Source organism: Methylobacter psychrophilus (genome assembly GCF_025583945.1).
GTDB lineage: Bacteria > Pseudomonadota > Gammaproteobacteria > Methylococcales > Methylomonadaceae > Methylobacter_C > Methylobacter_C psychrophilus.
Genome location: NZ_JAOEGU010000055.1, coordinates 1 through 26,056 on the forward strand (window position 1 = coordinate 1; position 26,056 = coordinate 26,056).

20 protein-coding genes and 1 pseudogene are annotated in these 26,056 nt (G+C 43.7%); 12 read left to right on the plus strand and 9 right to left on the minus strand.

Features of this window, described 5'->3' with window-relative positions; genetic code table 11:
• A partial coding sequence (locus tag N7974_RS17300) for a hypothetical protein (RefSeq protein WP_262966825.1) occupies nucleotides 1-210 on the plus strand: 210 nt, incomplete at its 5' end.
• Between the two features lie 808 nt (nucleotides 211-1,018).
• On the opposite strand, the gene N7974_RS17305 is transcribed toward N7974_RS17300, so the two are convergent.
• Nucleotides 1,019-1,357, minus strand: coding sequence for a YkvA family protein (locus tag N7974_RS17305; protein ID WP_262966826.1), 339 nt, complete (start codon nucleotides 1,355-1,357; stop codon nucleotides 1,019-1,021).
• Between the two features lie 226 nt (nucleotides 1,358-1,583).
• Here N7974_RS17305 and N7974_RS17310 point away from each other — a divergent pair, with 226 nt between their 5' ends.
• The 10 genes and pseudogenes from N7974_RS17310 to N7974_RS17355 all read left to right on the plus strand — a co-directional run bounded on the left by N7974_RS17310 (nucleotide 1,584) and on the right by N7974_RS17355 (nucleotide 16,795).
• Entirely contained in the window at nucleotides 1,584-5,132 is a 3,549-nt protein-coding gene (locus tag N7974_RS17310; RefSeq protein WP_262966827.1) for a hypothetical protein, read from the plus strand.
• Nucleotides 5,129-10,711, plus strand: coding sequence for an NUDIX domain-containing protein (locus tag N7974_RS17315; RefSeq protein WP_262966828.1), 5,583 nt, complete (start codon nucleotides 5,129-5,131; stop codon nucleotides 10,709-10,711). The genes N7974_RS17310 and N7974_RS17315 overlap by 4 nt, the downstream gene beginning before the upstream one ends.
• Nucleotides 10,708-11,841, plus strand: a complete 1,134-nt coding sequence (locus N7974_RS17320) for a hypothetical protein (RefSeq protein ID WP_262966829.1) — start codon at nucleotides 10,708-10,710, stop codon at nucleotides 11,839-11,841. The genes N7974_RS17315 and N7974_RS17320 overlap by 4 nt, the downstream gene beginning before the upstream one ends.
• A 24-nt stretch (nucleotides 11,842-11,865) precedes the next feature.
• A complete protein-coding gene (locus N7974_RS17325) occupies nucleotides 11,866-13,275 on the plus strand; it encodes a sigma 54-interacting transcriptional regulator (protein ID WP_262966830.1) in 1,410 nt (469 codons plus the stop codon).
• A 363-nt stretch (nucleotides 13,276-13,638) separates the two neighbouring features.
• Nucleotides 13,639-14,066, plus strand: a pseudogene (gene tnpA, locus N7974_RS17330) (IS200/IS605 family transposase).
• Nucleotides 14,067-14,149: 83 nt separating this feature from the next.
• Nucleotides 14,150-14,341 (plus strand): hypothetical protein, encoded by a 192-nt coding sequence (locus N7974_RS17335; protein ID WP_262966831.1) that lies wholly within the window; start codon nucleotides 14,150-14,152, stop codon nucleotides 14,339-14,341.
• 398 nt (nucleotides 14,342-14,739) lie between these two features.
• On the plus strand, nucleotides 14,740-15,105 hold the full coding sequence (locus N7974_RS17340) for an MbcA/ParS/Xre antitoxin family protein (RefSeq protein ID WP_262966832.1): 366 nt from the start codon (nucleotides 14,740-14,742) through the stop codon (nucleotides 15,103-15,105).
• Entirely contained in the window at nucleotides 15,102-15,641 is a 540-nt protein-coding gene (locus N7974_RS17345) for an RES family NAD+ phosphorylase (RefSeq protein WP_262966833.1), read from the plus strand. The genes N7974_RS17340 and N7974_RS17345 overlap by 4 nt, the downstream gene beginning before the upstream one ends.
• Nucleotides 15,642-15,998: 357 nt before the next feature.
• Nucleotides 15,999-16,286, plus strand: a complete 288-nt coding sequence (locus N7974_RS17350; protein WP_262966834.1) for a type II toxin-antitoxin system TacA family antitoxin — start codon at nucleotides 15,999-16,001, stop codon at nucleotides 16,284-16,286.
• Nucleotides 16,283-16,795 carry a GNAT family N-acetyltransferase gene (locus N7974_RS17355; RefSeq protein ID WP_262966835.1) on the plus strand — a complete coding sequence of 171 codons (513 nt, stop codon included), beginning with the start codon at nucleotides 16,283-16,285 and terminating at the stop codon, nucleotides 16,793-16,795. The genes N7974_RS17350 and N7974_RS17355 overlap by 4 nt, the downstream gene beginning before the upstream one ends.
• A gap of 74 nt (nucleotides 16,796-16,869) precedes the next feature.
• Here N7974_RS17355 and N7974_RS17360 read toward each other — a convergent pair whose 3' ends face one another.
• The 5 genes from N7974_RS17360 to N7974_RS17380 all read right to left on the minus strand — a co-directional run bounded on the left by N7974_RS17360 (nucleotide 16,870) and on the right by N7974_RS17380 (nucleotide 20,651).
• Nucleotides 16,870-18,051: a tyrosine-type recombinase/integrase gene (locus tag N7974_RS17360; RefSeq protein WP_262966836.1), complete on the minus strand. Its 1,182-nt coding sequence runs from the start codon at nucleotides 18,049-18,051 to the stop codon at nucleotides 16,870-16,872.
• Nucleotides 18,052-18,323: 272 nt separating this feature from the next.
• Nucleotides 18,324-19,355, minus strand: coding sequence for a tyrosine-type recombinase/integrase (locus N7974_RS17365; RefSeq protein ID WP_262966837.1), 1,032 nt, complete (start codon nucleotides 19,353-19,355; stop codon nucleotides 18,324-18,326).
• Entirely contained in the window at nucleotides 19,265-19,579 is a 315-nt protein-coding gene (locus tag N7974_RS17370) for a helix-turn-helix domain-containing protein (RefSeq protein ID WP_243218581.1), read from the minus strand. Before N7974_RS17370 ends, N7974_RS17365 begins: the two co-directional genes overlap by 91 nt.
• 3 nt (nucleotides 19,580-19,582) lie before the next feature.
• The gene (locus tag N7974_RS17375; RefSeq protein ID WP_262966838.1) at nucleotides 19,583-19,921 is read right to left on the minus strand and encodes a hypothetical protein; all 339 of its coding nucleotides are present in this window, start codon (nucleotides 19,919-19,921) and stop codon (nucleotides 19,583-19,585) included.
• A 127-nt stretch (nucleotides 19,922-20,048) separates the two neighbouring features.
• Entirely contained in the window at nucleotides 20,049-20,651 is a 603-nt protein-coding gene (locus N7974_RS17380; protein ID WP_262966839.1) for an antirestriction protein ArdA, read from the minus strand.
• Between the two features lie 846 nt (nucleotides 20,652-21,497).
• Here N7974_RS17380 and N7974_RS17385 point away from each other — a divergent pair.
• Complete coding sequence (locus N7974_RS17385; protein WP_262966840.1) at nucleotides 21,498-21,929, plus strand: hypothetical protein; 432 nt, start codon at nucleotides 21,498-21,500, stop codon at nucleotides 21,927-21,929.
• A gap of 146 nt (nucleotides 21,930-22,075) precedes the next feature.
• On the opposite strand, the gene N7974_RS17390 is transcribed toward N7974_RS17385, so the two are convergent.
• The 3 genes from N7974_RS17390 to N7974_RS17400 form a co-directional block, all read right to left on the minus strand.
• Nucleotides 22,076-23,740 carry a hypothetical protein gene (locus N7974_RS17390; protein ID WP_262966841.1) on the minus strand — a complete coding sequence of 555 codons (1,665 nt, stop codon included), beginning with the start codon at nucleotides 23,738-23,740 and terminating at the stop codon, nucleotides 22,076-22,078.
• Nucleotides 23,741-23,782: 42 nt separating this feature from the next.
• Nucleotides 23,783-25,603 carry a restriction endonuclease subunit S gene (locus N7974_RS17395; RefSeq protein ID WP_262966842.1) on the minus strand — a complete coding sequence of 607 codons (1,821 nt, stop codon included), beginning with the start codon at nucleotides 25,601-25,603 and terminating at the stop codon, nucleotides 23,783-23,785.
• On the minus strand, nucleotides 25,578-26,056 hold a 479-nt coding region (locus N7974_RS17400; protein ID WP_262966843.1), incomplete at its 5' end, for a DUF1016 domain-containing protein. The genes N7974_RS17395 and N7974_RS17400, both read right to left, overlap by 26 nt.

Genomic DNA, 26,056 nt, shown 5'->3' on the forward strand with positions numbered 1-26,056 from the left:
TTGTTCATGGTCACTTTTTCACAGCTTTTATCGGCAAAAATAGAGGGAACCAACAAGGGCAGTATGCTGGATTTGAAAACCATCTTCAGAGCCCGAAAATACACGCAGCGGATTATTAATTCGCTGGGCAAAAATGATGACACATTTTTAATCGACGACCGTATCTTCCAAGCCGCAGAAATTGGCAGGATTCATGCGAGAGCTGCTTAAATTTTGGCGAAGGTATTGAACAAAAGTTGGCCGAAAAAACGGCTTGGTTGCTGATAATGTATTCTGTAATGTGGACGACAACGGTTGAGGCAACTCCTCAAGAAATAGCTTCGAGAAGGTGGGCTAGCGTTAAGATTTACATGAAGTTCTCCTGTTCAGAGTGATTAATTAATAAGCAACAATAAGGCGTAGCAACCAGTCGAAAGTATCGTCAGCGGGGTACGGTGGTGCGATGATGGTTTTCATGGTCAATTCCGGTGGCTTGGTCTGTAAATGGTTTAATCTTTATCGGTTAACAGGTCGTCGATGACTTTATAACCGATGACGATGCAGATGATTCCAACAAGTGGTAATAAAAATAAAAACATGGTGTTCTCCTGGTTGTATGGTTTTGATCGGAAAGTATAAGTTACGAGTGAATACGTGGAAGGGTACAAACAGCGGGTAATGATCGGGAACTAACCATTGATAACAATAGGGCTGATTCAGACTGCCAATTTATATAAGCAATTAACAAAACTTTTCCTCATGGCAAACAGCGTAGCCATTATTGGAAATGACCACTCTGGCCTTATAGGTGCCAATACAGGTTTGTTTCTGGTGTATTACTATGGCGGTGAAGAGTTATTCAATAAAAGCTGCTATTAAGGTGAATATGAGACTACCTCCTTTGGGTCAAGTTATTGGTGGTTCTATTTATAAAAGCAACTAACAATTTATTTGTCATGGTGGTTCTCGGTAAATCTTTAATAGTCGAAAAATTACCGGGACAGCATAAAGCGCCCCAGTTTGTAGTCGGTAAGGCGGGTTAGTCAAACCATTCGCCAACCTTTTGCTTGGCTTTCACTTTGACCTCGGCATCGATATAGAGACTAACCATTACAACAGCGCTTGCCAGTATCCCAATATCATCGATAAAGCCGACTACCGGAATAACATCGGGAATTACATCAAGTGGCATGATGAGATATCCCAGTGCCCCGTAAATGACAGCTTTGGCGCGGGCAGGAATCTGGGGGTTTTGCAGGGCGTAGTAAAGCATCAGCGCTTTTTCCAGTGCCTCTGTACCCAAGCGCTGAATATTGTTGCTTAAGACTTTCCAGAAGCCGGTTTCACTGTATTGGTTTGAGTGTTCGTAGTTATTCATAAGAAATTTTCCTAAATGGTGGTTAATGTTGCCTTTCAATTTATTAAGCAACTAACAATTATTTTTGAGTTAAAAACAGAATTATCACTTTTAACGAGCATACCTAAAAGAGTAATAAACCGTCATCACCATCCTTCAACTTATAAAGCAACTAACAAAATTAAGCATTTCAATTGGTAAAACACAGTACAATCCGGCATAAATAAAAATTTAAAGGGATTGTATTGTGAATATAGAGATAACTTTGGATGTGGTGTTACTGCATCATCTATCCAGCACTGTGCGGCGCAATACCAAAGAAAATTGGGAGGCCATTGATAATTTATCAATACCGGCGCGACTGCTGTCTGATGCCCTCAATTCGGTCGAAAAAAGCTATGGCGGTAAAAGTGCCCGTATTCATTTGCCGATAATTACTTTTCCAAAGACCTATAAAGAGTTATCGCTGGCCGAGTGTTTTGAAGCGCTACCGCTTGATACGATTTATGCCTTATTTGAAGGACATAATGCTTATCTGGCCGTTGAAAATGGCTTGTTTGAACATACAGATAAAGGTAAATCAATGGGTGATGCCTTGATGCAGGCTTTTAAGCAGGCACGTACCATTCGCTTCGACGAAAATGGGAGCAATGAAGAATACTGGAGGAGTTATAAATCTAAACTCCAGCGCTCTCTTCCTGATTTTGATGACAAGCGGGATACGATTGCTCCTATTTTTAAACAACGCTGTGTTAATCTGCTAAAAAAGGAGCCAGAACTGCTGGAGGCGCTGCGTAATTTAGGATTTTCAGAAGATACTGCCTCCGAAGTGCTTGCTGAATGCCTGTTTCGGCAATTCCCTGAAGGCAAGCTTCTCATCTTGGTATGGATGCCCAAGTCCGGGCTGTCCAGTGCGATTACCATTATTATTGAATCCGGGCACCGGGCACCAGTTTTCATCAAAATGGATCAATGGCGACTCATCCAGCAAGAGGAATCTAAATCGTCTTTTTTGATACGCCCGCGTTTACCGAATTTTGTTTCGGCATCCCTCAGCACACCGGCACGCTATACTTCGGCTGAAGTCCGTCCTCTGGGTATTATTGCGCTTACCGTGGTGGGTTCTGCCAGTGGTAGAAACACTGACTTACAGCCCTTAGAAACACTTTTACGAGAAAAATATACGGATGAAAATAAGAAGAAAGCGCTCAATACATTCGAGACCTTGGCGACTTCTTTCTGGCCGCAACAGGAAAGTGATAAAATCCGCAAGCAACGGATGGAAGAATATAAGAACTCGGGCCTGATGCCCGCTTGGCCGGAGGGCGATAAGCGTCGAAAAGATCGCCCTTTATGGCAATGGCTCGGAGTGTGCTTGCCTGTGTTGTTCGAAGGCAAGCTGTGCCTAGACGAAGATGACATCAGTTTTCCTACGCTAACCGGTCATGATAATTTCCCGGAAAAAACGCGCTGGATTCTTGCCGAAGCTGATCTGGTCAAGTTACGTCAAGAATTAAATGGCCAGAAAAAGGTGTGCCGCGAATTGAAGGACTTTATATTACTTGAAGTGGATGACAAAGAAACCCCTATCCGTATTACGTTGGCTCATCCCGCCTTGGGTGTGCGCTTTCGGATACAAGACGAGAACGATAAGATAGCCCAAAGCCTTAGTAAGGAAGTCAGGCTGGGAACAAAAATCAGCCTGACTGTTGGTTTCGACTCGGCCAGTAGCGATGAAAAGCGTTTTAAAAAACTGGTTGCTGAGTCCGTTGCTGGGGTCATAACCGACACAATTCTTCCCGAAGATTTGTTTCTGGGGCGTTGCCTGCCTTTCAGTATGACCTTCGATGCCGTGGCTGGACCTATTCATGGCGATTTGAATCTGCAAAACATTTTGTTTTCGGAAAACGCCGCGCATGGCTGGTTAATCGACCATGCTGCTGCCGAAGTTTCCGGCATGGTGGCCTTTGATTTTGCCAAACTTGAAGTCGAGTTGTTTAACCATCTGTTGTTGCCTGCGGTTTGGTGTATGGCAGGTAAATTGCCCGACAAGGCTCTGGTGATAGTCGATGCCGTACTTGATGGACTCTTAAATTGCCGGACCTCGGATGAGATTTTTAAGCAACAGAAATGGCAAGAAGATCATAATTTGCAGCATTTCATTGACTTTGTCCTTAAGTTACGGGGGATAGCTTGTGAAAAAGTCGCGTTGACCCGCTTCGAATGTGCCTTGGCTCGTGCCGCGTATGGCTTTGTATCGCTCAAGTTTTTGGACAAGAAAGACGAATCCAGTCATCGCCATCTGTTACCGCTTATTTATCGGACATCCCAGTTCGCGCTGGTACATGAATGTCATTTTAATCTCAAGGGACAAACAGGGACACTACTTGAGCGGGACAGCCAAAAGCTGGATGCTGAGCTGATTCGAAATGTTAACAAGGAGACCAGAGCAAAACCAAACTTCGCCAGCTTTGTGCGCAAACTTGCCGAACCAGCGTCAAATTGGCCGATACCCTCCGCTACTGCCGATGAAATACGCGGTGATGTAGCTTCTACAGGTGGTGCGGGTAACATCTCGCCTATCATAAATTACTTATGGTTAATGGCGCGGCACCGCATAGAGCCAGCTTTCGTTGCGCCAAAAATATCCTCGAAAGGAAACAGCGGGGGTACTGTGGATATTCTTCAGTCAGGTGGCTATCCATTTACCAGCGATAAAAAAGAAATTGCCGAGCTATTGCAGCGTGAAGGGGGTTTATTCTGCGAACAAAATGATGACTGGACACGTCAAGACAAGGCAATGATGGTCTGGCGGAAGCGTCGCAATCTAATGAAACACGGTGGTCTCGTGCTTGCCTCTATTCTGGCCAAAAAAATTCCGCTCGGTGTGACCGATGTGGGTATCGATATCAAACTGGGTGACGACAACAAAATGCTACGCTCCACCGCCTGGTATTTTGGTGGTAATGCCGATGACGTTACGCTGGCTAATATTCCTCTCGACTCCAGTACTCCGTTGGTAACCAATACGTTAGCCGCTGAATTACTGTGCAAGATTTTGCTTGATCTGGGTATTTCTAATGCACAGATTCGTTCTGTGCAAGGCGTTCCCTTGGTGGAAGCAGATGTGTCCGAGTTTGATTGGAACGGTATGCGTAGCTTGCGTTTATTACCCACTAATGGAAATTATCCGCAATGTCGGGTTATCGGGCGTCAGTTAATGCTTATCCATCTGGAATGTCTGCTGGGTGAGCACGGTCACTTTGATTATCCACCAGAACTGTCTCGCCTTTACCTGCGTGTCTGGCCTACTGTTTGTGGATTACCTGAGGACGAGACATGTGGCGAAGAATATGCCATTGCCCGGTTGCGCGCAGAATGGGCAATATTGCGTCAAAAATTATCCCGCTTGGATCAATTTCCCTTGTGGCAGGCTGGTGGTTTTCATAGAGGTGCTAAATTTGCCGGAAATCGTGACTTTGACCATGCAACCCCACTATATGATGATTTGTTGATGCAATCGTATACTTTGGCATCGGCTCAAGGCTGGGATGCCGGGCGAACGCTTAAGATTAATACCCTCAAAATGGCAACACTTGATGATTTGTTTCAAAATTTATCGAAGCAGTGTAAAGATGATGAAGAAATCGGCTTCTGGTTACATGCTTTGCCTGGTGAGACACTCGCGGCTAAAGAGCCTTTTATCACTGTTTTTTATCGCTTGGATACCGAGTCAGGTTGGGAAGCCAAGCTCAAGGATTTTTTACGCGAACAAACTGTAGAGCTAACATCATGAGCCGCGCACTAACCCGTTTGGCTTTTATTCTGCTGCATGATAGGCGCAGTCCAAACAGTTACTGGCTGCTGGATAACGGCAAGCTGAAAGGATACAACTGGATTGGCGGTAAAATTGACCCGGATGACAAATCTCCTCGCGCTGCGGTGATACGAGAATTTAATGAGGAAATAGTCACGGAATTATCGGAATGGGCCAAGACTGCGGGATATCCATTACCCGATTCTGGCTTTGATCGGGATGACTCCCTACCAACCCTTAAAGCGCTGGCTAATGATGCCGCCATCGAACTCCCTTTTTTTTCAGCTTACGCCAAGGAGGAAGGATTGCCATCGGAAAAATTGGCACAGGTACATTATTTCACCCTGGAAGTAATGGATGTTAATGGCCTTGCTGAACGACTTGATGCCGCAACCCTTTTTTATTCGCCTTTTGGTTCCCCCGCCTGCATTCGGGTTAATCTTGCCGGATTGGTCAATATGGCGTCAGCTAATCCAGCCAATCCTTTCCTCGGCCTGGCATTACGAACATTTAATAAGCTATTGCCCATTCCGTCTACACCTGTTTATAGTCCCAATCCACTGCAACTGGCTTGGGCGATTGAAAAAGAACTTTCTGCCCTCCTAGTTCCCAGATTGAACGAGGCTGTTTTTCTCAGCATTTGGCCTACCCGTATTGAGCAAGCTAATCAGACGCTTAAACTTGGCGGAACTGTTCGGGCAAATTTTGAACTGCGCATCATTTCCAGCGAACAGATACTTAAACTGGAGTTACTATTTCCTTGCGCCGGCGTTTTTCCAGAAGTTAATGCAAAAGGAGATGTGCAGGTATCGATATGGCATCCGGCCTTGGTTCATGCCTGCGGGGTATGGCTGTTGCAGAGGCATTTGGGCAAAGAATCCCGACGGTTTCTGCGTATAGCTGGCCTGGAAGGGCGTAGCATCGATGTGTTTCTTGATGAAAAAGGCGCTAAGACCTTTAATGAATTAGTAAAGAACGACAAGGCTTTAAAGAAACAGCAACAGCGACTCTCTATTTTCGCCAGCGATGGTTTGGAATGGGAAAGTAATCTTCCCGATTCACTTCTGCCATGGCTTGATAAATTGCAGTCTGCTTTGCTACAACAGAACGATCTGACGGTGTGTGAGGCGTTTTATGATCAAGTCTTCGAGCAGCAAGATCAGCTCGCCTTTGCCGATGAAATGAACCTTGAACACCGTCGACTACTGACTTATTCCCGAACTCTCATCATGAGATTTTCTTGTGTTGTTCGGAACACGTTGAAAGAAATTGATAAAAAAGGGAAAACGAACGATTTCTGGACAGAATTTTGTATAGCCATGATAACTAAATCCGATTGGATTACGCCTGTAAAACGCTGGCGTGCTCACGGCTATTTGCAACGCTTCGATCCTATCAATGCTCTGGATGGGCTTTCCCGCATGACGGGCTTATCAACCTTTGCTTATCCAGGCGAGACACTGGAGCGTTTACCGCCTGCACGTCGCCAACTGCACCCAAGTTATCTTGGCTGCATTTGCCCTTTCGAGTCGCCGGAGTCGTCACGCATCGGACTCAGTGTTAATCTGGCATGGGGAGCTAATGTGGATGTGCTTGGTGGGATTAGTCCCGCGCCAATAACCCTTGACTATCTCGAAACAGGTTATGCTGCTGCGCTGGTGCCGTTTGTGCGGCATAACGATGCCGCTCGAGCGATGATGGGTGCCAAAAACCTGAAACAGGCAGTCGCTATAAAAGGAGCGAAGCTCCCACGGGTTCGTACTGGACGCGAAAATAGTGCTCTCGATGCGCTGCAAGAATTAACTAAAACAGACTGGATGCCAGTACTTTCAGCCTCGCCGATGGCAGCACCAGGACGTGATTTGCTGGTCGCCTACTTGCCTTGGGATGGCTGGAATTTTGAAGATGGCCTTGTGGCTAGCGAACGACTCAAAAATGAAGGCTTGTTTGATTTTGACCGTGAACTCACTGGACATATATTGCTTCAGATAGGTGCTGAACATGGCCTGCCGATCGATGATAGCCATTTGCAATACGATGCACAGGGTTGTCTTAAATCAGGGCAATTGCTCATTCCTCATCAAGTAATGGCTTGGGTGCGTTACCAGGATCAGAATTACCCGGTGTTCTGGACGGAGTCTGAATCTGTAGAACTCATTGAGATGCAATGGCTCCCTGCACCGGATCCGTTGTTTGCACCGTGCCTGCTCTGGAAAGCTAAAAAACTTCGCCCCTTGGGCATCGGCGACAAGTTGATGGCTCGCCACGGCAACAAAGGCGTCATCGCCCGCTTTGAACCTGTTGGGAACATGCCCAGACTGCCGAATGATCCAGACTTACCCGCAAGCCTGCGGGGACGAGAAGTTGACCTGCTGCTTAATCCAAATGGCGTTATTTCACGTATGAATATAGGGCAGCTGATTGAAACTCAGTATGCCATGGCACTTGAATTAGCGGATAAGGAATTCGCTGTAGTAGGGCAACGCATCACGGACGAGGAAACAGTCTGGATGAAAAAAACATTCGCTGATCGTCTTCCTTTTGATGAATTCGGGCGAATTCATCTGCAACTGCCTGACGGGAATCAAACTGAAGCTCCAGTGACTGTGGGCTTCGAGTTTTTTAGCCGTCTTAAACAAATGCCCATCGACAAGGCCAACGCACGTAGCATCGATTTGCCTGTTCGTCGGTATGCGTTAGTTCATGGGCAGCCGGTGGCTGGACGTGATCAGGGCGGTGGTCAGCGCTTGGGCGAAATGGAAATTTGGGCGCTGGCCGCCCACCAGGCAGATAGTTTATTGCAAGATGTTTTAGAGAAGCGTTCCGGTCAGGAGAAAGAGCAACGTACTTTTGCCGCCATTAGTGATTATCTATGCGCGACAGGGTTTGTTGATACCGGCAAATCAAAAGGCAAACCTACTCAAAATAGCCAGCGTGATAACCCGAGGGCTTCAAGGTTTTCTCTGCAACACGATGGCAATAAACTGACAATTACGCGTGACAACGAGACCTTTGCAGGTTGGCTAAAAAAGTGTAAGCCGATAACCACGAGCGAGACGTTTATTTATGGTGAAACAACAGCTCAATGCCCTAAATGCTTTCAAACCTTTTCGGTTCCAGTCGGCGCTGCAAAACTTGCGGAACGCTCCAAAGGCGGTGGCTTTTATTATTGTGTCGAACTCGCGTCTATTCTTAAGGCTAAAGGCTGGAAAATCTCCGATGATTTTAATATGCCAGAATTTTTTTCTACAGAAGATTCTTTTATCGATCAGGCCTTGAATCTGCCGCTTGCGGATGGTCAAGGCGAACTGAGTCTAACGATGACGCTTAAAAAAAGGACACTTAAAGGTATTGCCACACTTGATGGGAGCAGTTTTTTAGTTTCTCGACAAGTAAATAAAACAACATCGAGCACGCTCACATTAAAAAATATTCTTGGCCTTAAGCGGGTTTGTCCTAAGCATCCGGGCGAACTGCTACAACTGCCATCGACAGGGAAAATGCTGCCTGCACCGGGCGGTATCTACGACCCTGCTATTTTTGGTGGGGAAACAGCAGCGCATTTTGCCCGTATTGACTACACCAGTATGCATGGGCAACGTAGTTTGCCAGTATTGCCATTACGCTATCGACTACGTGATACCGGCAAACCACCGCAGCGCGAGGATGAACTCTCAAAACTCTATCAGGCATTATTTAATAACAGAGAAAATGCCGAAAAAGCAGATGGTTTGGTCAAAAAAATCTACAACACGTTGAATAACGGGTTATTTGGCAAACTTGGCCTACTCCGCCGACATGGTCTAGGGCGGCGCGTCGACCGTTCTGCCCGATTGGTGATTGCGCCAGATCCACGTTTGGATTGGGATGCTTGTGGTTTACCGATAGCAGTGTTACTGAGCTTATTTGGCAAAGAACTAAATATCTGGTCAGATTGGGCAGGTTCGGTTCGCAGCCATATTCCACCTGGTTTACTTGGTCATGAACCGGCTTGGGTAGCTCGTCTGGCCGAATCGAATTTTGTTCTGAACTTTCGCTTCCATGAGCAATTTTCTCTGGAAATGGGTAATGTGCTGTCGAAAGTGCTCAAGGATTTTCTGCGCGATAACCCCAAGTTGCGTGTGCTGCTTAATAGAGCCCCCAGTCTCCAACGCCATAGTATTCAGGCCTTCCGGCCAACGGTTCTTGCTGACGAAGACGGCTGGGTGTTGCGCATCAGTCCATTAGTCTGTGCTGCATTTGCGGCTGATTTTGATGGTGACGAAATGTCTGTACATGCACCCATCAATGAAGAGGCTCATGAAGAGGCGGAAAAAAAACTTTCACCCATTTCTCCTCAAAATTTGCTATCTGTCGCTGACGGCAATCCGCTTGCTGGTTTCAGCCAGGATTTTATCCTTGGCTTTTATCTGGCTGGCAGACAACCAAATACACGCATGGAGCTTACCAGACTGTTCCCGGACTGTTGCCAGTCATTTTTAAGCGATGAAGTATGGAACAAAGCTGTCGGGGAAAAACTGCTGAAGCATTTGTGCATCCAACATCCTCTGCAAATCGGTGGGCATGTAAAAAGCTGGCTGTCTTACTGCCTGAAACTAACAGGGCCGTCAGGCGTATCTTTCGGTTGGCTTGACCTGCTTCCTCACTCTCAGTGGATTGAAGTTTGCGTGGATTTACCGGATAAATTAAATGACAAATTACAAGACCTGGCCGATCAGGTAACCAAAGGTTTAGTGAGTGGTGATAACCAGAAACCAGGTTGGGGATTGGCTGTCATTAAAGAAAGTGGTGCTCGTGGCAAGGCAGAACAGGTACGCCAATTACTGATCGCCCGTGGCGAGCTGGATCCTGGGGCTGTTTGTTTCGAAAAGGAGACAAACGATACTCGATTTATCCATGCCGACAACTTGGTGCAGGGTATGTCAGTCGAATCGGCTTTTTACGCTGCCATGAACGGGCGCAGTTCGATGGTTGACAAAAAGCTTTCCACTCCCCAAGCGGGAGCATTATCCCGAAGATTGGTGTTAAATTTGTGGGCATGGAAGGTACAACAAGGCAATTGCGGACAAGACACAAAATCATTGGAAAAATGTGATTGGATTCCCCATAGCAAGCTATGCCGTCATTGCTATGGATCATTGGCCGATGGAAAATCTGTTCCGGAGCATTATCCCGCAGGCCTGATCGCCGCACAATCTTTTGGTGAACGAGGCACTCAGCTTTCCATGCAGAGTTTCCATACCGGCGGAAAGGCTGTTTCGATGCAATATGTCACCCAACATCTCCGTGCTATCGAGCAAGGAACGTTGGATCTGACTGAATTTATCGATAAATTCGGCGCAGCGTCAGGAAGTGTTTATAAGGATCTTGATGAACGTCATTTGAAACTGATCTGGATTGCTCTGAGTGACGGCAATAAAAAAGAAAGAACGCTTGGTGAATTGATCGCCAGAGCCCGTGCGAATGAATGGGATATAGAAAAAAACAAGAAACTTGTTTTTCCTCTGGAAGACAGTGATTCGCCGTTTATTAAACTCATTTTAGGGGTATGGTCATGAGGTACAATCAAAGCCACCAGCAAAACCATACGCAGGCTAAAGCACGGCAACAGGGCAAAAACCATGGATTCGGAACAAAAATAGAAGGGAGTCGGCTCTTGGAAATGGATTTGTTTTCATTTCGTGGTTTGGTAGAAGCGGCTGAAGAACCAATGGCTGAAGATGATACCACTACCGATATGCTGGATGAAGCGGATGCCGACATCGGCAACGATGGTGCCGAAATAGACGATGAGGCAATGCAGTCATCTGAACTCAATAATGATCATAGTTTTGATGGCATTGGACATGAAGAGACACAGGTGCAACTGCACATTGATTCTTATTGGGTTCTGCATGCCATTGAGGTTAATGGCAAAGGCTATTGCCAGTTCTACCAACCGGAATGGACGAGAAATTGTGAAATAGGTCGTGAATTCGTCGTCAGTGATTTAATCAACCGCTTAAATAGTATAGCAATTTGGCTTGAAAAATATGCCGGGCATTTTTTACTTAATCCCAGTCGGGCGAGTTGGCATATGGATATGGATATTTATATGGCCGACATACTTGCTCCGGGAAAAATGAACCAAAAGGGATTCGTCGAAGCCATTAATAACCTTCCGGCTGATGATAATTTGATCAAAAATAAGAAAATGGGTGAAGATTATTTTTCGCGCATCGCCGATAAGTTGCTTATCGTCTGGCCGGGCAAGACGGCTGTAAAGATTAAGGATCTGATCGAAAGTATGAAGGATGATGATGGGAAAAAACTAATATCTGGCGATGTTGGCGTTTCAACATTCGAGCAACCAAATGATAATTCGGATGTATTACCTGATGAGACTGTTATTTCTCCCAAGCAAGAACCCATAAATAAAAATGAAGGAAGGGCTATTCAATATTTGTTGGATAGTAGATTTGATCAGGAAAAATGGCGCAATCTGCCTCTAAAGAAGTTTATAACTAATAGTTTAGGCATGGATGGTCGTAAACATAACAAGATTCTTAAGGAATTTGTAGAAAAATTGAGCGATAGTGATGACGATCTTTCACCTGTAGAGCTTTTTATAAAAACAGCAATAAAATTTGGGATTAATGCTTCGGAACTTGAGAAGTTACATGAAAATTTAGTCCAAAGCATTGAATAATTTTACGTAAAAACAGGAACGTCCATGGATTTTAGAGTTTATCCACAAACACAGGTTAATTGGAATACCCCGGCTTTATTTGATGTCATTTGTCAATTTTCAGAAAAACAACCCAACATCGCATTTTGGTATAGCAATGGGAGGACGTTTAAAGATTATAAGAAAGAGTTTCATGATCATGTTTTGGATCAGAAGGTACTTATAATTTTTTGGCCTCATGGCTTTAACCTTGATGATTTCTTTAAATGGCGCAGGACGGGGCTGGAAGAAAAAAAAATCATACGTCACATAATCCTGCCTGAAACTAATCCGGCTAACTGGAGAACCTGGTTGGATGAAGTGCTTGGGGATTTCAATCTGTCGACAAATGAGGAGGGTCAGGATATTCAAGTTGGCGACTTGATCAAAAAACCTGCAAACGAGGCTGAACAAACCTGTTCACTCTTCGTAGCCACTCGATCATCCAGTCAATTGAGTGTGCTTGCCCGTATTGACGAAGTAAAACGCCGTTACCGTGAGGCAATTGGATCCAAAGTTGACAAAAATCGTGAAGAACTTATCAAAAAGTTAGAGCCATTATTAGCGGATACCAACAGTTCTGGCCAAGTGTGGCAAGATACAGAACAGTGGAAAAGTCTTTCCCCACGTCGTTTGCCGAGGGTACTGGTCATCGGCCCTTCCGGTGCTGGAAAATCTGTTTTACTTCAATATCTTGCTTTACGTACATCGCCTAATAAAAACAATATGGATGAATATCGTCTCTATAAACGTATTCCGATTCCTGAGTATCTTGGTGATGAGCAACGCTTGGAGTTTGATTTATTTGGCTATATTACAGGCGCCTATACAGGGGCGAATCCAAAGGGCGATCCGGGTGCCTTGCTGAGTGCCGTTGGCGGCGTGGTTTTCTTCGATGAAATCGGTGATGCGTCACCACGTATACAAGCTAAATTATTGGCATTTTTGGATGACTATCGTGTTCGGCCACGCGGTTATCACGGCAGTAACGGTATCTTCTGCCCGTTGCTAATCGTTGCTGCAACTAATCGCCCTGTTGATGACTGGGCAGAAGCTGATAAAAATAATCAGAAACAATCCCAAAACATAGATTATGGAAATTTTCGTCATGATTTGTTCGAGCGCTTCGATGTGGTCATCAAATTACCTGGGTTGAATGAACGTATAGGGGATTTGCCATTATTGATTGATCTGTTGCTCCAGGATGAGGCTATCAATCCCGATGGCATCATTAAATTTATTACCGAAGCTGCTTTGGATCATCTTTGTCAGCAGGATTACAGTCAAGGCAATTTCCGTCAATTAGAACGTTACATCAAAATAGCCATTGAAAAAGCAAAATGCTATGGGCGGCAGAGGCTTATTTTAAGCGATGTAGATTTTAAACATTTTCACAATACCAGTGATGATGTGTAGTAATAAAGGTACATGGACTACCTGCCAGTATACGCATCGCTTGGCTCATACGGTTTCATGTTTCTTTGTAAATTGCGGTATTTTATTTATTTATAGTGGAACTAGATGACGGTTCAGTGCTAATTGTAAATCGACCCAGCAGAAAGTGGAGGCCGACCTTTCCGGAAGGCCAAAATAGTATTTGGGCGGACTTTGATGTTAATACTAGGCCACTTCAGTATGCCTATACAAAAGCACATATAATTAATCATAAGTAAACCCCCAGCTCTGCTGGGGGACTCATAAAGTTTGACAATTACGGGAATCATCTAGAGTCTCCCTATCTGTGAACCGCCTAAAGTTCAAAAGATAAGGAAACAAACGATGAGTTCACCACAGAGTTTAAGTCATACAAAATGGGAATGTAAATACCATATTATCTGGATTCCAAAGTATAGAAAAAAAGCCTTTATAAGGAGTTGAGGCAATATTTGGGATCAATACTAAAAGATTTAGCCTTGCAAAAGGAATGCAAGATTGAGGAAGGACATTTGATGTCAGATCATGTCCATATTCTAATCTCAATTCCACCCAAATATTCAGTGTCACAGGTTGTTGGCTTTATTAAGGGTAAAAGTGCTATATCCATTGCACGAACTTTTATGGGGCGAAGAAAGAATTTCACCGGACAAAGTTTCTGGGCAAGAGGATATTATGTTTCAACAGTGGGCAGCGATGAAGTCACTGTACGAAACTACATTCGGCATCAAGAGGAAGAGGATAAACGAATAGAACAATTCGATTTATTTTAAGGCATCGTCACCTTTAGGTGGCGCAATTATTAATCCGCTTTGAGCGGTTCACATTTACAAGCCTCCGGCTTTGCCGGAGGTTTTTGACTGAACGTAGCGATGATCTTTTGGTAATAAAAGGGGATAACTCAGATCGCACATCAGATGTCATGGCTTGGCTGGATAAGGCTTTAATTCCAGAAGATTATGCTAAACGGATGGAGTATTTCTTTAAGGATAATAAAATGCCTGTTTTGCATGTTATTGAGGCTATAACTCGATGTTCAAGTTTTTAATTCTTGATTCTTAAGAATGCTGTTAAATCAGGCCTTACAGCCAAGTATCAATGATATAGTACCTGAACGCATTGTCGAAAATTCCTTGATTTATCTGGGGTCGTCTCAGTCAAGCTAAAAAAACTTGAACAACGAGTATAAGTAAACTTCATTAAGAAAAGCTGAGCAAGGCAGTTACTCGATGCTGTTTAATGGCCGACTTTGAATGGATGCTTTTAAGGTCTAAGCAGTCAGTTACGATCGGCAGTTGATCAATCCGGCCTTCCGTGAAGGTATTATCTGGATTTTACTGAACTTTGTGACAGAAGTATATGATGCATTTCATGTAGATAAATAATGCGTGATATTCAATATGCCTTATAATTAGACCCTATAAAAGGTTAAATAGTGAGGCATTTATGGTTACTACTGGTTTTTTGCATCAAGTTATTTCCGAAGAAGGCTTTATTGCGGGCAATACTTTGGCTAAGGTATTGCATATTACTCAAAGCGATCTTGCTGAGGTCACCGGCTTGTCACGTGATTCAGTTTCCAAGATTTCCCGGTGTAAAAGCCGTTCCACGCAAGCACGGTTAAGGGATACGGTAGAAATCATCAATCGGGTATCGGAGTGGTCTGGAGGGGTAGGGCGCGCATTTGCCTGGTTTCGCTCGCAACCTTTGCCATCATTTGGTGATAAAACTGCAGAAGATCTGGTTAAAGAAGGTCGCGCTGAGGCTGTAAAAGCCTATCTGGCAGGGATTGCCGACGGTGGTTACGCTTGACGATAAGCATTAGCCGGTTTACCGGTTTGGTGTATCGTGCCCATCACCCTATGTGGTCTTACGATCCCTTGTCTGGTAATGGTGCCCAAAAACATGGCGGGAGATTTAATCCGCCCGGTTGTGCGGCACTTTATTTATCGCTTGATCCGACTACAGCTTGGATGGAAGCGCAGCAAGGATTTCCTTTTAAGCCGCAACCAATGACGTTAGTTGCTTATGAAATTGATTGCGCGAAAATAGCTGACCTTAATGATGAACAGCAGTTAGCCAATATGGGTAGCTCGTCACAAGAATTGGGCTGCTCTTGGGAAGATTTAGCGACTCAACAGCGTGAACCGCCGACATGGCGATTAGCCGAACGATTACGCACCTTTGAGATTGCAGGGATATTGGTGCGTAGTTTTGCACCCGGTTGCACAGCTAAAAACCAAAACCTGGTTTTAAGGCAATGGTCTGCTTCAGCACCGAATGCGGTTCGGGTAGTTGATGACTTTGGCCGGCTTTCTAAAACCACTGAATCATGGGACGGGCAATAAGCGATATTTGTAAACGTGACGCTTGGGGAGTTTTTAATGTTGGCGGGAATTTCTTTTATATCTGGGCGCTAAATTTGGGTGTTTGGATATCGCAGTCTTGAGTTCACGCTATCCTTGTGGAACCATAATTCTTGCATGGTTGATTCTTAAGGAACGTATATTGCTGTCTCAAGGGGGTGGCATTGCCGCGTTAATTGCCTCCATTCTTTTCACGGTGTGGCAATTAGATAAGAGGTGTTATTTTTAGAAGACAACAGCACATTATATGCATCAAAAAGGGGTGGGATACCACGCCATTTGTATTGTAATATCCTATACACTAATGTATGCTTGTTGTGTATACAAAGGAGTATTGCCATGTCCCATGCACAAATCAGGGAAACACTTTCTGTTTCCATTAATATCCGCGCAAAGGCCCGACAGAGAGATCTTATCGACCAGGCCGCTGAGCGTCTAGGTCGCAGTCGGTCTGATTTTATGCTTGAAGTCGCTTGTCGTGAAGCGGAAGATGTTTTACTTGATCAGGCGTTCTTTACGGTCGATGAAGGCACCTTTGCTAAATTTCAGGCACTGCTCGATCAACCATTACCACCAACTGACAAACTACGCCGGTTGCTCAAGACGAAAGCGCCTTGGGATAAATGATCGCACTCAATCTCACACCGCCCGCACCGATCACGGCTAACCAAGAGTTGGCATATTTCGACAGCGGCGAATTGTCCCTGAACGAATGGCTCAAAAAGCGCGCACTCAAGAACCATGCGACAGGGGCTTCGCGCTGTTTTGTGTTGTGTGCCGGTAAGGACGTCATTGGTTACTACAGCCTTTCGGCTGGTGCGATCAGCCATGAGGCTGCGCCCAAGTCGATGCGGCGCAACATGCCCAACCCGTTGCCAGTACTGCTGCTCGGTCGACTCGCCGTCGATAAGCGCTACCACAATCAGGGAATTGGGCAGGCACTGCTGCGCGATGCAATGATACGGGCGATCAACGTCTCCGGCGATGCGGGTGTGTTCGCCCTATTGGTTCATGCTCTTTCTGACCAAGCCAAGCAGTTCTATCTGTCACGCGGCTTTGTGGAATCGCCCTTGCAACCAATGACCCTGATCATGACAATAGAAACAGTTCGATCAATTTTTGACGAACCGGATTGACAGCAAATTATGGGCGGTAATCAATGGTTACAGTGTACCTCATATGACTGCGCCAGTTTAGTATGGCTTGATTTTTAAAACACCAACTCAATTAGTGAATTTTCCCACGTCAAAATGGCGTTTCGTTTCTCAATAAGGTAGTCGTAGCGGTCATAGTGGGTTGAACTAACATCATTTAGCGCATGATTTTGAATCCTATCTCTAATTGACTTCTCTATACCTATTTCCCCCATTCTAGTCTTTACAGTTCTGCGTAAATCTCTGGGAATGAATCTATCAATGCAAGTAATCTTCGAAATAGCATGACCTAATGACGTTTGATTAATCGGTTTATCGTCTCTGTAACGGGCAGGAAATAAAAAAGGTGAGTTACGGGTGTAAGGCCATAGCTCATCAAATAACTGTTTTGCCATTGGTGTTATAGGCAATAGCAACCACTTCTTGTTTTTTGTTCTGACTGGGGGCAATGCCCAGACCATAGAGTTAAAATCCAGCTCTTCTTTGGTTGCTTCGATAACCTCGCTTGAGCGTCCACCATATAATAAAAGTAGTTTAACAGCTATCAAAAATTGTGGGCTTAACGTGGTGTCATGCCACAATAGTTTTATCTCTGCAAATGACAGGGCCCTATCGCCTATTGACTCAGCCGCTTGGTTTTTTGGCACAGCATCAACCGGGTTAGTCGAAAGATTAAATGTGAATTTATTGCCCATCATCTTAGGGTCGTGGTCGTGATGGATGCCCAGTACAAACATCCGGTGAAGATATGCCCGGACACGGTTTGCTTCAACCTCAGAACCACGATTAATGATTGTATGCAATATATTCCTGATATGTATGGGGGTTATTGTGTTGGCTGGCAACTCAAACAGGTTTGCACAATCTTTGGTTACCCTGTACCTAACTTCTTCACTGGTTTTCTTGCCGGATGACTCCATGTTTTTAATGTAGTTATCCAGCAAGTCTTTTACTGAACCAAATGCTACTACTTTCACTACAGCTTGTGGATCAACACCCTTGTCGATCATTAAGCGCGTTTCCCTGCATCGTTCTCTTGCATCGGCTAAGCTGACAGACGGATATCTTCCAAGATTGTAAAAGCGCCTTTTACCATCAAAAGCGTATTGAATGAAAAAAGAAACTGCACCAGCAGTAGTTATTTTTATACCAAAGCCTTTGTCGGTGCCTTTCTCGAAAACTCTATAGTCTGTTAATTTAGGCTTTATGCCTTGAAGGTATTTATCGGTGAATCTCACGGTGCTTTTACGGTGCCTTTACGGTGCTTTTGGTTAGTAAACTTAAGAATATATCAGTAAACAACAGTAAACAAAAAAAAATAATTACATCAATAAAAACAACTGCATAAAGACAAAGGTAAACATAGATAAACGCTAATAATCATTGAGGAATCTGACTCTTAATCCATAGGTCCGGGGTTCGAACCCCCGACACCCCACCAATAAAATCAAAGGCTTAGGTGTTTTTCACCTAGGCCTTTTTTATTGCTTGTAGTAAATTTGTAACTTTTTTAGGGAGTAGTTGTTTTTTCTTTTAAAACAACTACTCTACCTTCTTTTTTTAGACTTGCATTGCCGGTATATTCTTTTAGATGGTCGCTGGATAAGTGCGCGTATCTCATAACCATTGTTAAATCAGCCCATCCACCGAGTTCTTTTAAAACATTCAGCGGTGTGCCGTTCTGAACATGCCAGCTTGCCCAGGTGTGGCGTAAGTCATGCCATCTAAACTCTTTGATGTCAGCACGAATTAACGCTTTACGCCAGGCGTGATTATTGGCACGGGTTACGGGTTTGCCTTCGTAAGTAAAAACAAAAGATTCATTTTTACCTAATTGCGCTCTAATAACTTCCAGTGCATCAGCACCCAAGGGCACGGCAATGGCTTTTTCTGCTTTGGCCTGGTCTGCATGTATCCAGGCACAGTGCCTTTTCATATCCAGTTGTGACCATTGCAAGCCGGTTACATTGGATTCCCGCAAGCCTGTTACCAAGGTGAATTTTGCCATTGCTTTTAAGTGCTCCGGTAATTCCTTTAGCAACCGATCTGCTTCATCATGCGAGAGCCACCGTAACCTTATTTTGGGTTCGGGTAATAATTTAACCGTAGGAATGGTATCAAGCCACTCCCATTCATCTTTTGCACAACTCAGCATCGACCTGAGTAATGCCAGAACCCTGTTAACCGTGCCGTTGCTTGCGCCGGTTTTTAACTTGTCCTGTTTGATTGCATCAATCAAAGACTTGTTTATTTCATCAATGTGTTTATTATTTAAGTGTGCGTTTAGCCATCGCAAATGCACTTTATCAGTGTGCAGGCTTTTTTTGTGGCTATGCTCGCTTAACCATCGTATGACTGCTTCTTGCCAAGTGTGGCGGGGTTTGGCTCCCAAGTTTTTCACCCGCCATGCTTCGGCTTTTATTTTGTCGTGTAGTTCTTGTGCTTCCTGTTTTACTTGAGTCCCAGAAGAGCGTTGTATTCGCTCGCCGTTTGCTGTGGTGATTTGAATCCACCACGTATCATTGCGTTTGTAGATTGACATGTTTCAATAACTCCATTTGTAGTTAAGCCACCATCAATCACGCGCAAGCCTTGCCCACGATCAGGATAACGACCACTTACCCAATCGGCAAGATGTTCTTTGATAAATACCCATCTTTTTCCGGTCTTGCGCCCCGGTACTTCGCCCGTGCTGGCTTTGCGCCGCAATACCTCGGCGTTCATTATTAAAAATTGTGCCGCCTGGTTGAGATTGAGAGTTTCCATAAGCTATTTAACCGCCATTATTTTTTGTTCCAATTCGTATAAAAAATCGTCATTCCAGCCTTTGCAAAAACGCACATGCAATATTTCGTGGAACAACCGAAAACCTTCTGCATCCAGTTTGATAAGCTCACCCAAGCTATAAACAAATTCGGCCCTCATCCGGTACATTGACAAAAAAGCTGCGGCTAAAAAATCACCCGAAAATCCGCCATCCTGGATGCGTTTTAACAGCAAGTCAGCTTCCAGCGTTAAAATTGGTACACCTCTATCAATCGCTACTTGTTGAAAGCTTGTCGGCAAGATTGATGGTTTGCCGATCTTTATTGCTGGTATTTTTTTCATAAAACCCCCTTAACGTGGATCAAAACCCAAATTTTTCAAGTCACATTTGATCGCAAATAACGCATAAGCCATGCGTTCTGCTTCCAGATCTGAGGCAGCCGCCTTAATACGGCTACTTTTTGGTGAGCTAACTGATATAAAAATAATGCTGATCTTGTTCAGAGTAATCATGCATCAATTCCCGTGCTGCCCAGTCCCAATCTATGCAGGTATAAGGCCACACGGATGACTCATTGAGTGCGCCGGTATTTTCTGCATATTGCTCGGCAAAACTGGTATTCGAGTCATAGAGGCCCTGATAAGCGTCTTCGATTTGCAATAAATCCAGCCCACACGCCAAACCCGCGTCAATGACTGCCGGCTCCAGGTTGGTAGTGGCCATAAATTCTGAGTAGGCAAAAAAATCTGAAGACAAATCGTATTCACCGACAAATTGCGCCGGCACCTCTTCGTAATCGCAGACGATCCACTCTTCATCGGTTTGTTTGACTTCCATGTAAAGATTGCCGCAACACGCACATTCTTTTTCTACCGAAGCGATCACCACCGTATCGCAACGCAAACAGCGCGACGACAACACATTGCCATCGCCTTTTTTATAAGTGGCGGCATAAAGCCCGGCGCTGACCGCCTGACTATAACCTGCCTGATCAAGTCCATCCAACTCGATGGTGAACGGCAGGCAATAACCGGACACGTAAGCGCCCAGGGGATATAATGTAATATTCATAATGTGTGGCCTTAAAAATGCACTTATGGAAACCGGCGGGGCGTGTCGAATACGCCTCGCCAACTTTTAAAAAATAACGTTACTACAAGATAATAATAGCACAGCTAGTATTGTTAATCAATAGCAATGCTAATAATTAAGTCTTTATTTTTACCTGGAATTGGCACGGAAGCCGAACCTGTCAAGGGTTTAGGTAAAAAAACAGCCTTATCGTTTATTTACCTGAAAGCATAGCGAGCCCTTGAACAGTGCATGTTTTAACAAGCTATGGGTAAGCCTTCCGTCCCTGAAAAGGGGCGGGAGGATTGCCCAGTGGCGAACGTGTTTTTGATTGCTTTAAAAAAATAGCAGGGATAGTTAAGCGGAAGGGCGAAATAATAATAAAGATACTTTTCTGCTGTTATTACAAGTGCAGCAATACTAAAGCAGAAGACTTATTTAGTTAGTTAGCTTATAGGTATTTATACGTATTGTGAATTTACATAGGAAGATGTATTTTTCTCGACCAATAGAAAATAAGCCTAAGGTATTTTTATCAATTAAGATTGAAAATAGAGTCTGTTATCCAGACTTAGATAATGACTTGTTAGGCATCTATGGATTGCCTTGTAAAGGCATAAAGTCGCCCTGAAAACGACACCAGCTATAGATTATAAATAATATTTTATACTAACGGTTGTCGTTGGTAAAAATCTATCCAGATAAAGATAAAGTAACTCTATAGCCTTTATTCTGCCTAACAAAAGGCTGTAAAAATTAAAGCTTACTTTAATTTCTCATTAAAAAACTCCGACTTTACGAATTTACTCGGAAATCCTTATAGCCTACTGATAGGAGTCAGATATCATGATTTTAAATACTTTAGCTTCCTTAGCAACGGCTATTGGAGTTTTTATCGCGGCATGGCAAATTAGTGAAAGTAGAAAACTTGCAGGGACTTCATTTGAAAACCAACTAAACCAAGAATATCGAGAACTTGTTAGACATATTCCGGTTGACGCATTAATTGGGAAGACTATCGATGATAGCAAGGATACGTTGCGTGAAAATATTTATAACTATCTCGACCTTTGTAACGAGCAAACCTATTTAAGGCAAAAGAAAAGAATTAGTAAAAATCGTTGGAAAGATTGGAATGATGGAATCAAAGAGAATCTTTCTAAACCTGCATTCAAAGAAGTTTGGGATGAAATAAAAGTCGCAGCACCATCTGCTTTTACTGCACTTGCACGACTTGAAAAGTCCGATTTTAACATTGATCCATCAACATGGAGCTAATGACACATAAGAAATAAGCTGTAGTTATTAGGCTGTTAATTACGCGGTTAATTCATTGGCCAGTAGTCTTTATACGGTAAAACGAAATCGAGGAATTATTTTCGATTGATGTGCCTCCTGTCGTTGGCAGCATCCTATGGTAAAGGTTATGGGTTATCCAACAAAACAAGTAATGTGACTATAATTCCGGCCAACATAAAGGCAGATTTTTCATTGGATATGAAGCTATTATCCAAATACGTGTGATGGGCAAAATAGTTTCTTGCTAAAACACAACATAAAAAAGCATGCACTAGATGTGTGTCTTCTTCACTCCACTTATCGTCTGTAATGACCATGATGTTAGCAATAGGGTCTTCTGGCGTATCTCTCAATTGTGTAAGTTTTTTTGATTCTGTCTTAAAATACTCAATGACATGGGCAGAAATATTTTTTTGTTTAGCAAGTTCAATAATGTATTTATCCAATCCATCTAGTTTATCTTTGTTTTTTAGCTTACCGCTATTTATTAAAGATGTATTTTTTTTCAAAGAGCCATCTTTTTCCAAAGCATAACGAAGACAAACTTCAGTGCGGATCGCTAATAATAAGAAATAATCAAGTGGACGTGAGACACGAAAATTTAAACCGCCTTTTTGTTGCGGCTTATGATTTAAGTTTTCATGAAGTTGGCGGAACGCGTATAAGAAACTATCAAAGGGATAATTTTTTGCTTGTAGACTGCTTACCAATTGATTTAGGTTTTCGTCAATTGGTATCATACCTTTATACTGCTTATTATTATAAATAGGCACATAACGTAAAAAATGCTGCTTATCTTCAAAAAATTCATAAGGCAGAACTTTATGTAATTCTGCCCATTCATGACGTTGAAAATCTTTCCATTTCCACTTGTCCAGATAATAACTAAATTTTTTATCACTAAGACAGACTAGCCATTCCATAGCCCACCTAATGTCTTTTTGAAGATAAGGCCAAGCCTTAATCGTCCATACACAGTAACGTTCATTTTCCCATAACCAACTACTTGCTAAATTTAACAGTTTTTCAATAACTTCTTCCAGTATTTCTGCATTAATATTCAAATATACAGCTAATTGCTTTGCACCTTTGTTGTGTAAAGTCGGATCACTTTTATAAGGTAACGCATCACGAAATGCACAATAATGCGAAAGCCAAGTCATTGATTCAGCAAGCCCTCCCCATCTATGGGTTTGTTTGATTACATCACTCGGTTTTGTTGTGTTTTCCTTGATTAGTGCAGCACTACACACAAGATTCTGCACCTGTTCCTCAACATCGGGTGTGTTAATAATGAGCCTAAATCGATCGGCTGAACGTATAACATCAATCAATGCATAAGCTTGCCAGTGAAAATAATAATCAGCATATGGAGTGATAGGTATAGAAAGGTAGGGATGAATAAATTCATCAGGAATGCGCGTTGGTGCTACATTATCATCACGTAATTTTTTTCCATAATCGTTATCTGGATGAAAAAACGGATGTAAAAACCAGAGAGGTTTTTGGTCATCATCAAGATGCCAAGTTGAATCCCATAACGAATTTTCAATATCAAAGCCTGGCTTTTCAGGACTTAAATGAGCAGGATATTCTGGGAAATTTTGCCAAGTTAAAAAATAATCATTAGGAAAAACAATTCGATATTGTGGTACAAGCCAACCCCACTCAACCAACTTTGGTAATGGATAACGAGAAATAAAATCTTTAAGACCAAGATCTTCCAACCAAGATAAAAAAGCACCTTCTTTGCCTTGCTGAGCAATGAGAAGCGGTGGTCGACTATTCATTATCCAACTTACTGATTAATGAGGTTATAGATATCGTTTTCATTAAGATATTGCTTGCTCAACCAGCACATCAGCCAGTTTTTTCTGTATCTGGTTGGCTGCGGTGAGGCGGGATTTTAGTTGGTCGCAGATTGCCATGAGCTCATCAACTTTGGCGACGATACGGTGTTGTTCGGAAATAGGAGGAAAAGGTAGCAATGTTTCTTTAATCTTGCTTAGATTTAGATTTGGCTGAGCTCCACCAGCAGCTAACTCTCTAAGTTCATCGTATATCTTCTCGAAAAAATATTTAACATATTTTCGATGAATATTATCCACATTGAATAGTTTAATTGCAGCACAAGCTTGATTGGTACAAGCATCAACCATTAGCTCTGTAATTTGGCCTCGCGTTTTTCCTTGACCATACATTGCAACGATAAGAGTTCCTTTGGGATATACAGTTAAATTGGTTTCTTTAAGAGCTAGTGATGATACATATTGCTCGGTTTCAAATATATATGGACTTGACGTTTCTCCACTGGTTATCCAGCTAAACTCAGCTGGATTAAAGTATTCTGGTTTTGTGCGTAGAGGTGTTGCCCCGGTACCAACTTGAGAAATTTCATCAAGCCTTATCCATTTCCATGCCTGCGGCAAATCAAAAGGTTTTTCTATTTCAGTTATCGTCGATAATGATTTGTCTTTCTTAATCTTGCCTTCGGCAATCAACTTAGCTTTTTCTGCCTGTATTTGTTTTAGCAATTCGCTGGCGGGTTCGTCGTTCGGGTCTTGTGGGACGAGTTTACCCATAACGGCGAGTTGCAGTAGGGTTTGCTTGAGGGCGTCGATGCTGGTTTCGGTGGTGAACAGGATGCCGAAATGCGCGGCGATGCGTTGCCAGTTGGTGTTGAAGTCTTCAGCGCTTTGCGATTGTGTGAGTGTGCCGAGCAGGTGGCTGACTAGTTTTTCGTGGGCTTCGGCGGCGTTGCTGTGTTGGGTTTCCATTTGATCGCACAGCACCATCAGTTCATCGACCTTGGCGACTATGCGGTGTTGTTCTTCGGTCGAAGGGATAGCAACAATAGTTGCAATGATTTTTTCGCGTGAAATATTTGGCTGAGCACCACCCGCTCCCTGCCCAACAAAATTGGACTTCATACCTTTCAGCAAAACCAATAAATATCTATTAAAAATACCTGTATTGGGGGTGCAAGCACAAACAGCTTGATTAGTTGTTCCATGAACTTTTAGAATTGCTGTCTTGCCGATTGTTGCACCATACATGGCAATCAATACATCACCCGGCTGATTTAAGCGAAGCGAGCATTCTTTTAATGCAAGATCGGTTATTGTTTCTTCAGAAGTATCAATAAAGTCAGCCGTTAGTTCGCCTGACTTGAACCACGGAGTTTCACCACCGTAATAACTTGAAATGCTGCGTAGAGGTGTTGATCCAGCACCCCAATTTCCAACGCGGCCAAGCCTAACCCAATCCCATCCGTGCGGCAAATCAAACGGTTTTTCATAATCCGTTATCTCTGCCAGTGGTTTGGCTTTCTTAATCTTGCCCTCGGCAATCAACTTAACTTTTTCTACCTCTATCCTCTTAAGCAACTCACTGGCCGGTTCATCATTCGCATCTTGCGGCACCAACTTCCCGCGCACAGCCAATTCCAGTATCAACTCGCGCAATTTCTTGATGCCATAGACACTGGCGGCATTACCCGAACTACGACCACGGCCTGATTTCTTGGCGGTATCGGCGGCTGTCCAGATGTTAATGTGATCGGTGATTAAGGTTTGAATCGCATTCATCGTGCTATCTCGGTACAGTGCTTGTAAGAGGCTATTATTTTCATGCTTCACCTTCTGAAATGGCATTTTCCAGCACAGCACGGTCGCGTTGCAATTCGGCTTGTAATTCAGCTTCGGTGGGTAAAAAGGCGCGGTAGCGACTGGCAAACAACTGTTGGCTATCGGCTAACAGGGAATATTTGGCGACGGCTTCGTTGCGTTCCGAGCACAAGATCAAACCCAGTGTCGGGTTGTCGCCTTCGCCCCGGTATTGTTCTTCAAATACCCGTACATACATATCCATTTGGCCGACATCCTGGTGGGCAAGTTTGCCGACTTTTAAATCAACCAGTAAAAAGCATTTGAGCAGGTAGTTGTAAAATACCAGATCAACAAAAAACACATCGCCTTCGACACGTAATTGTTTTTGCCGTGCCACAAAAGCAAAGCCCTTGCCCAGTTCCAGCAGGAAGGTTTGCAATTGCTGGATTAAATTGGTTTCCAGTTCTTTTTCATACAGCGTGGCACTGGGTTGGGCAC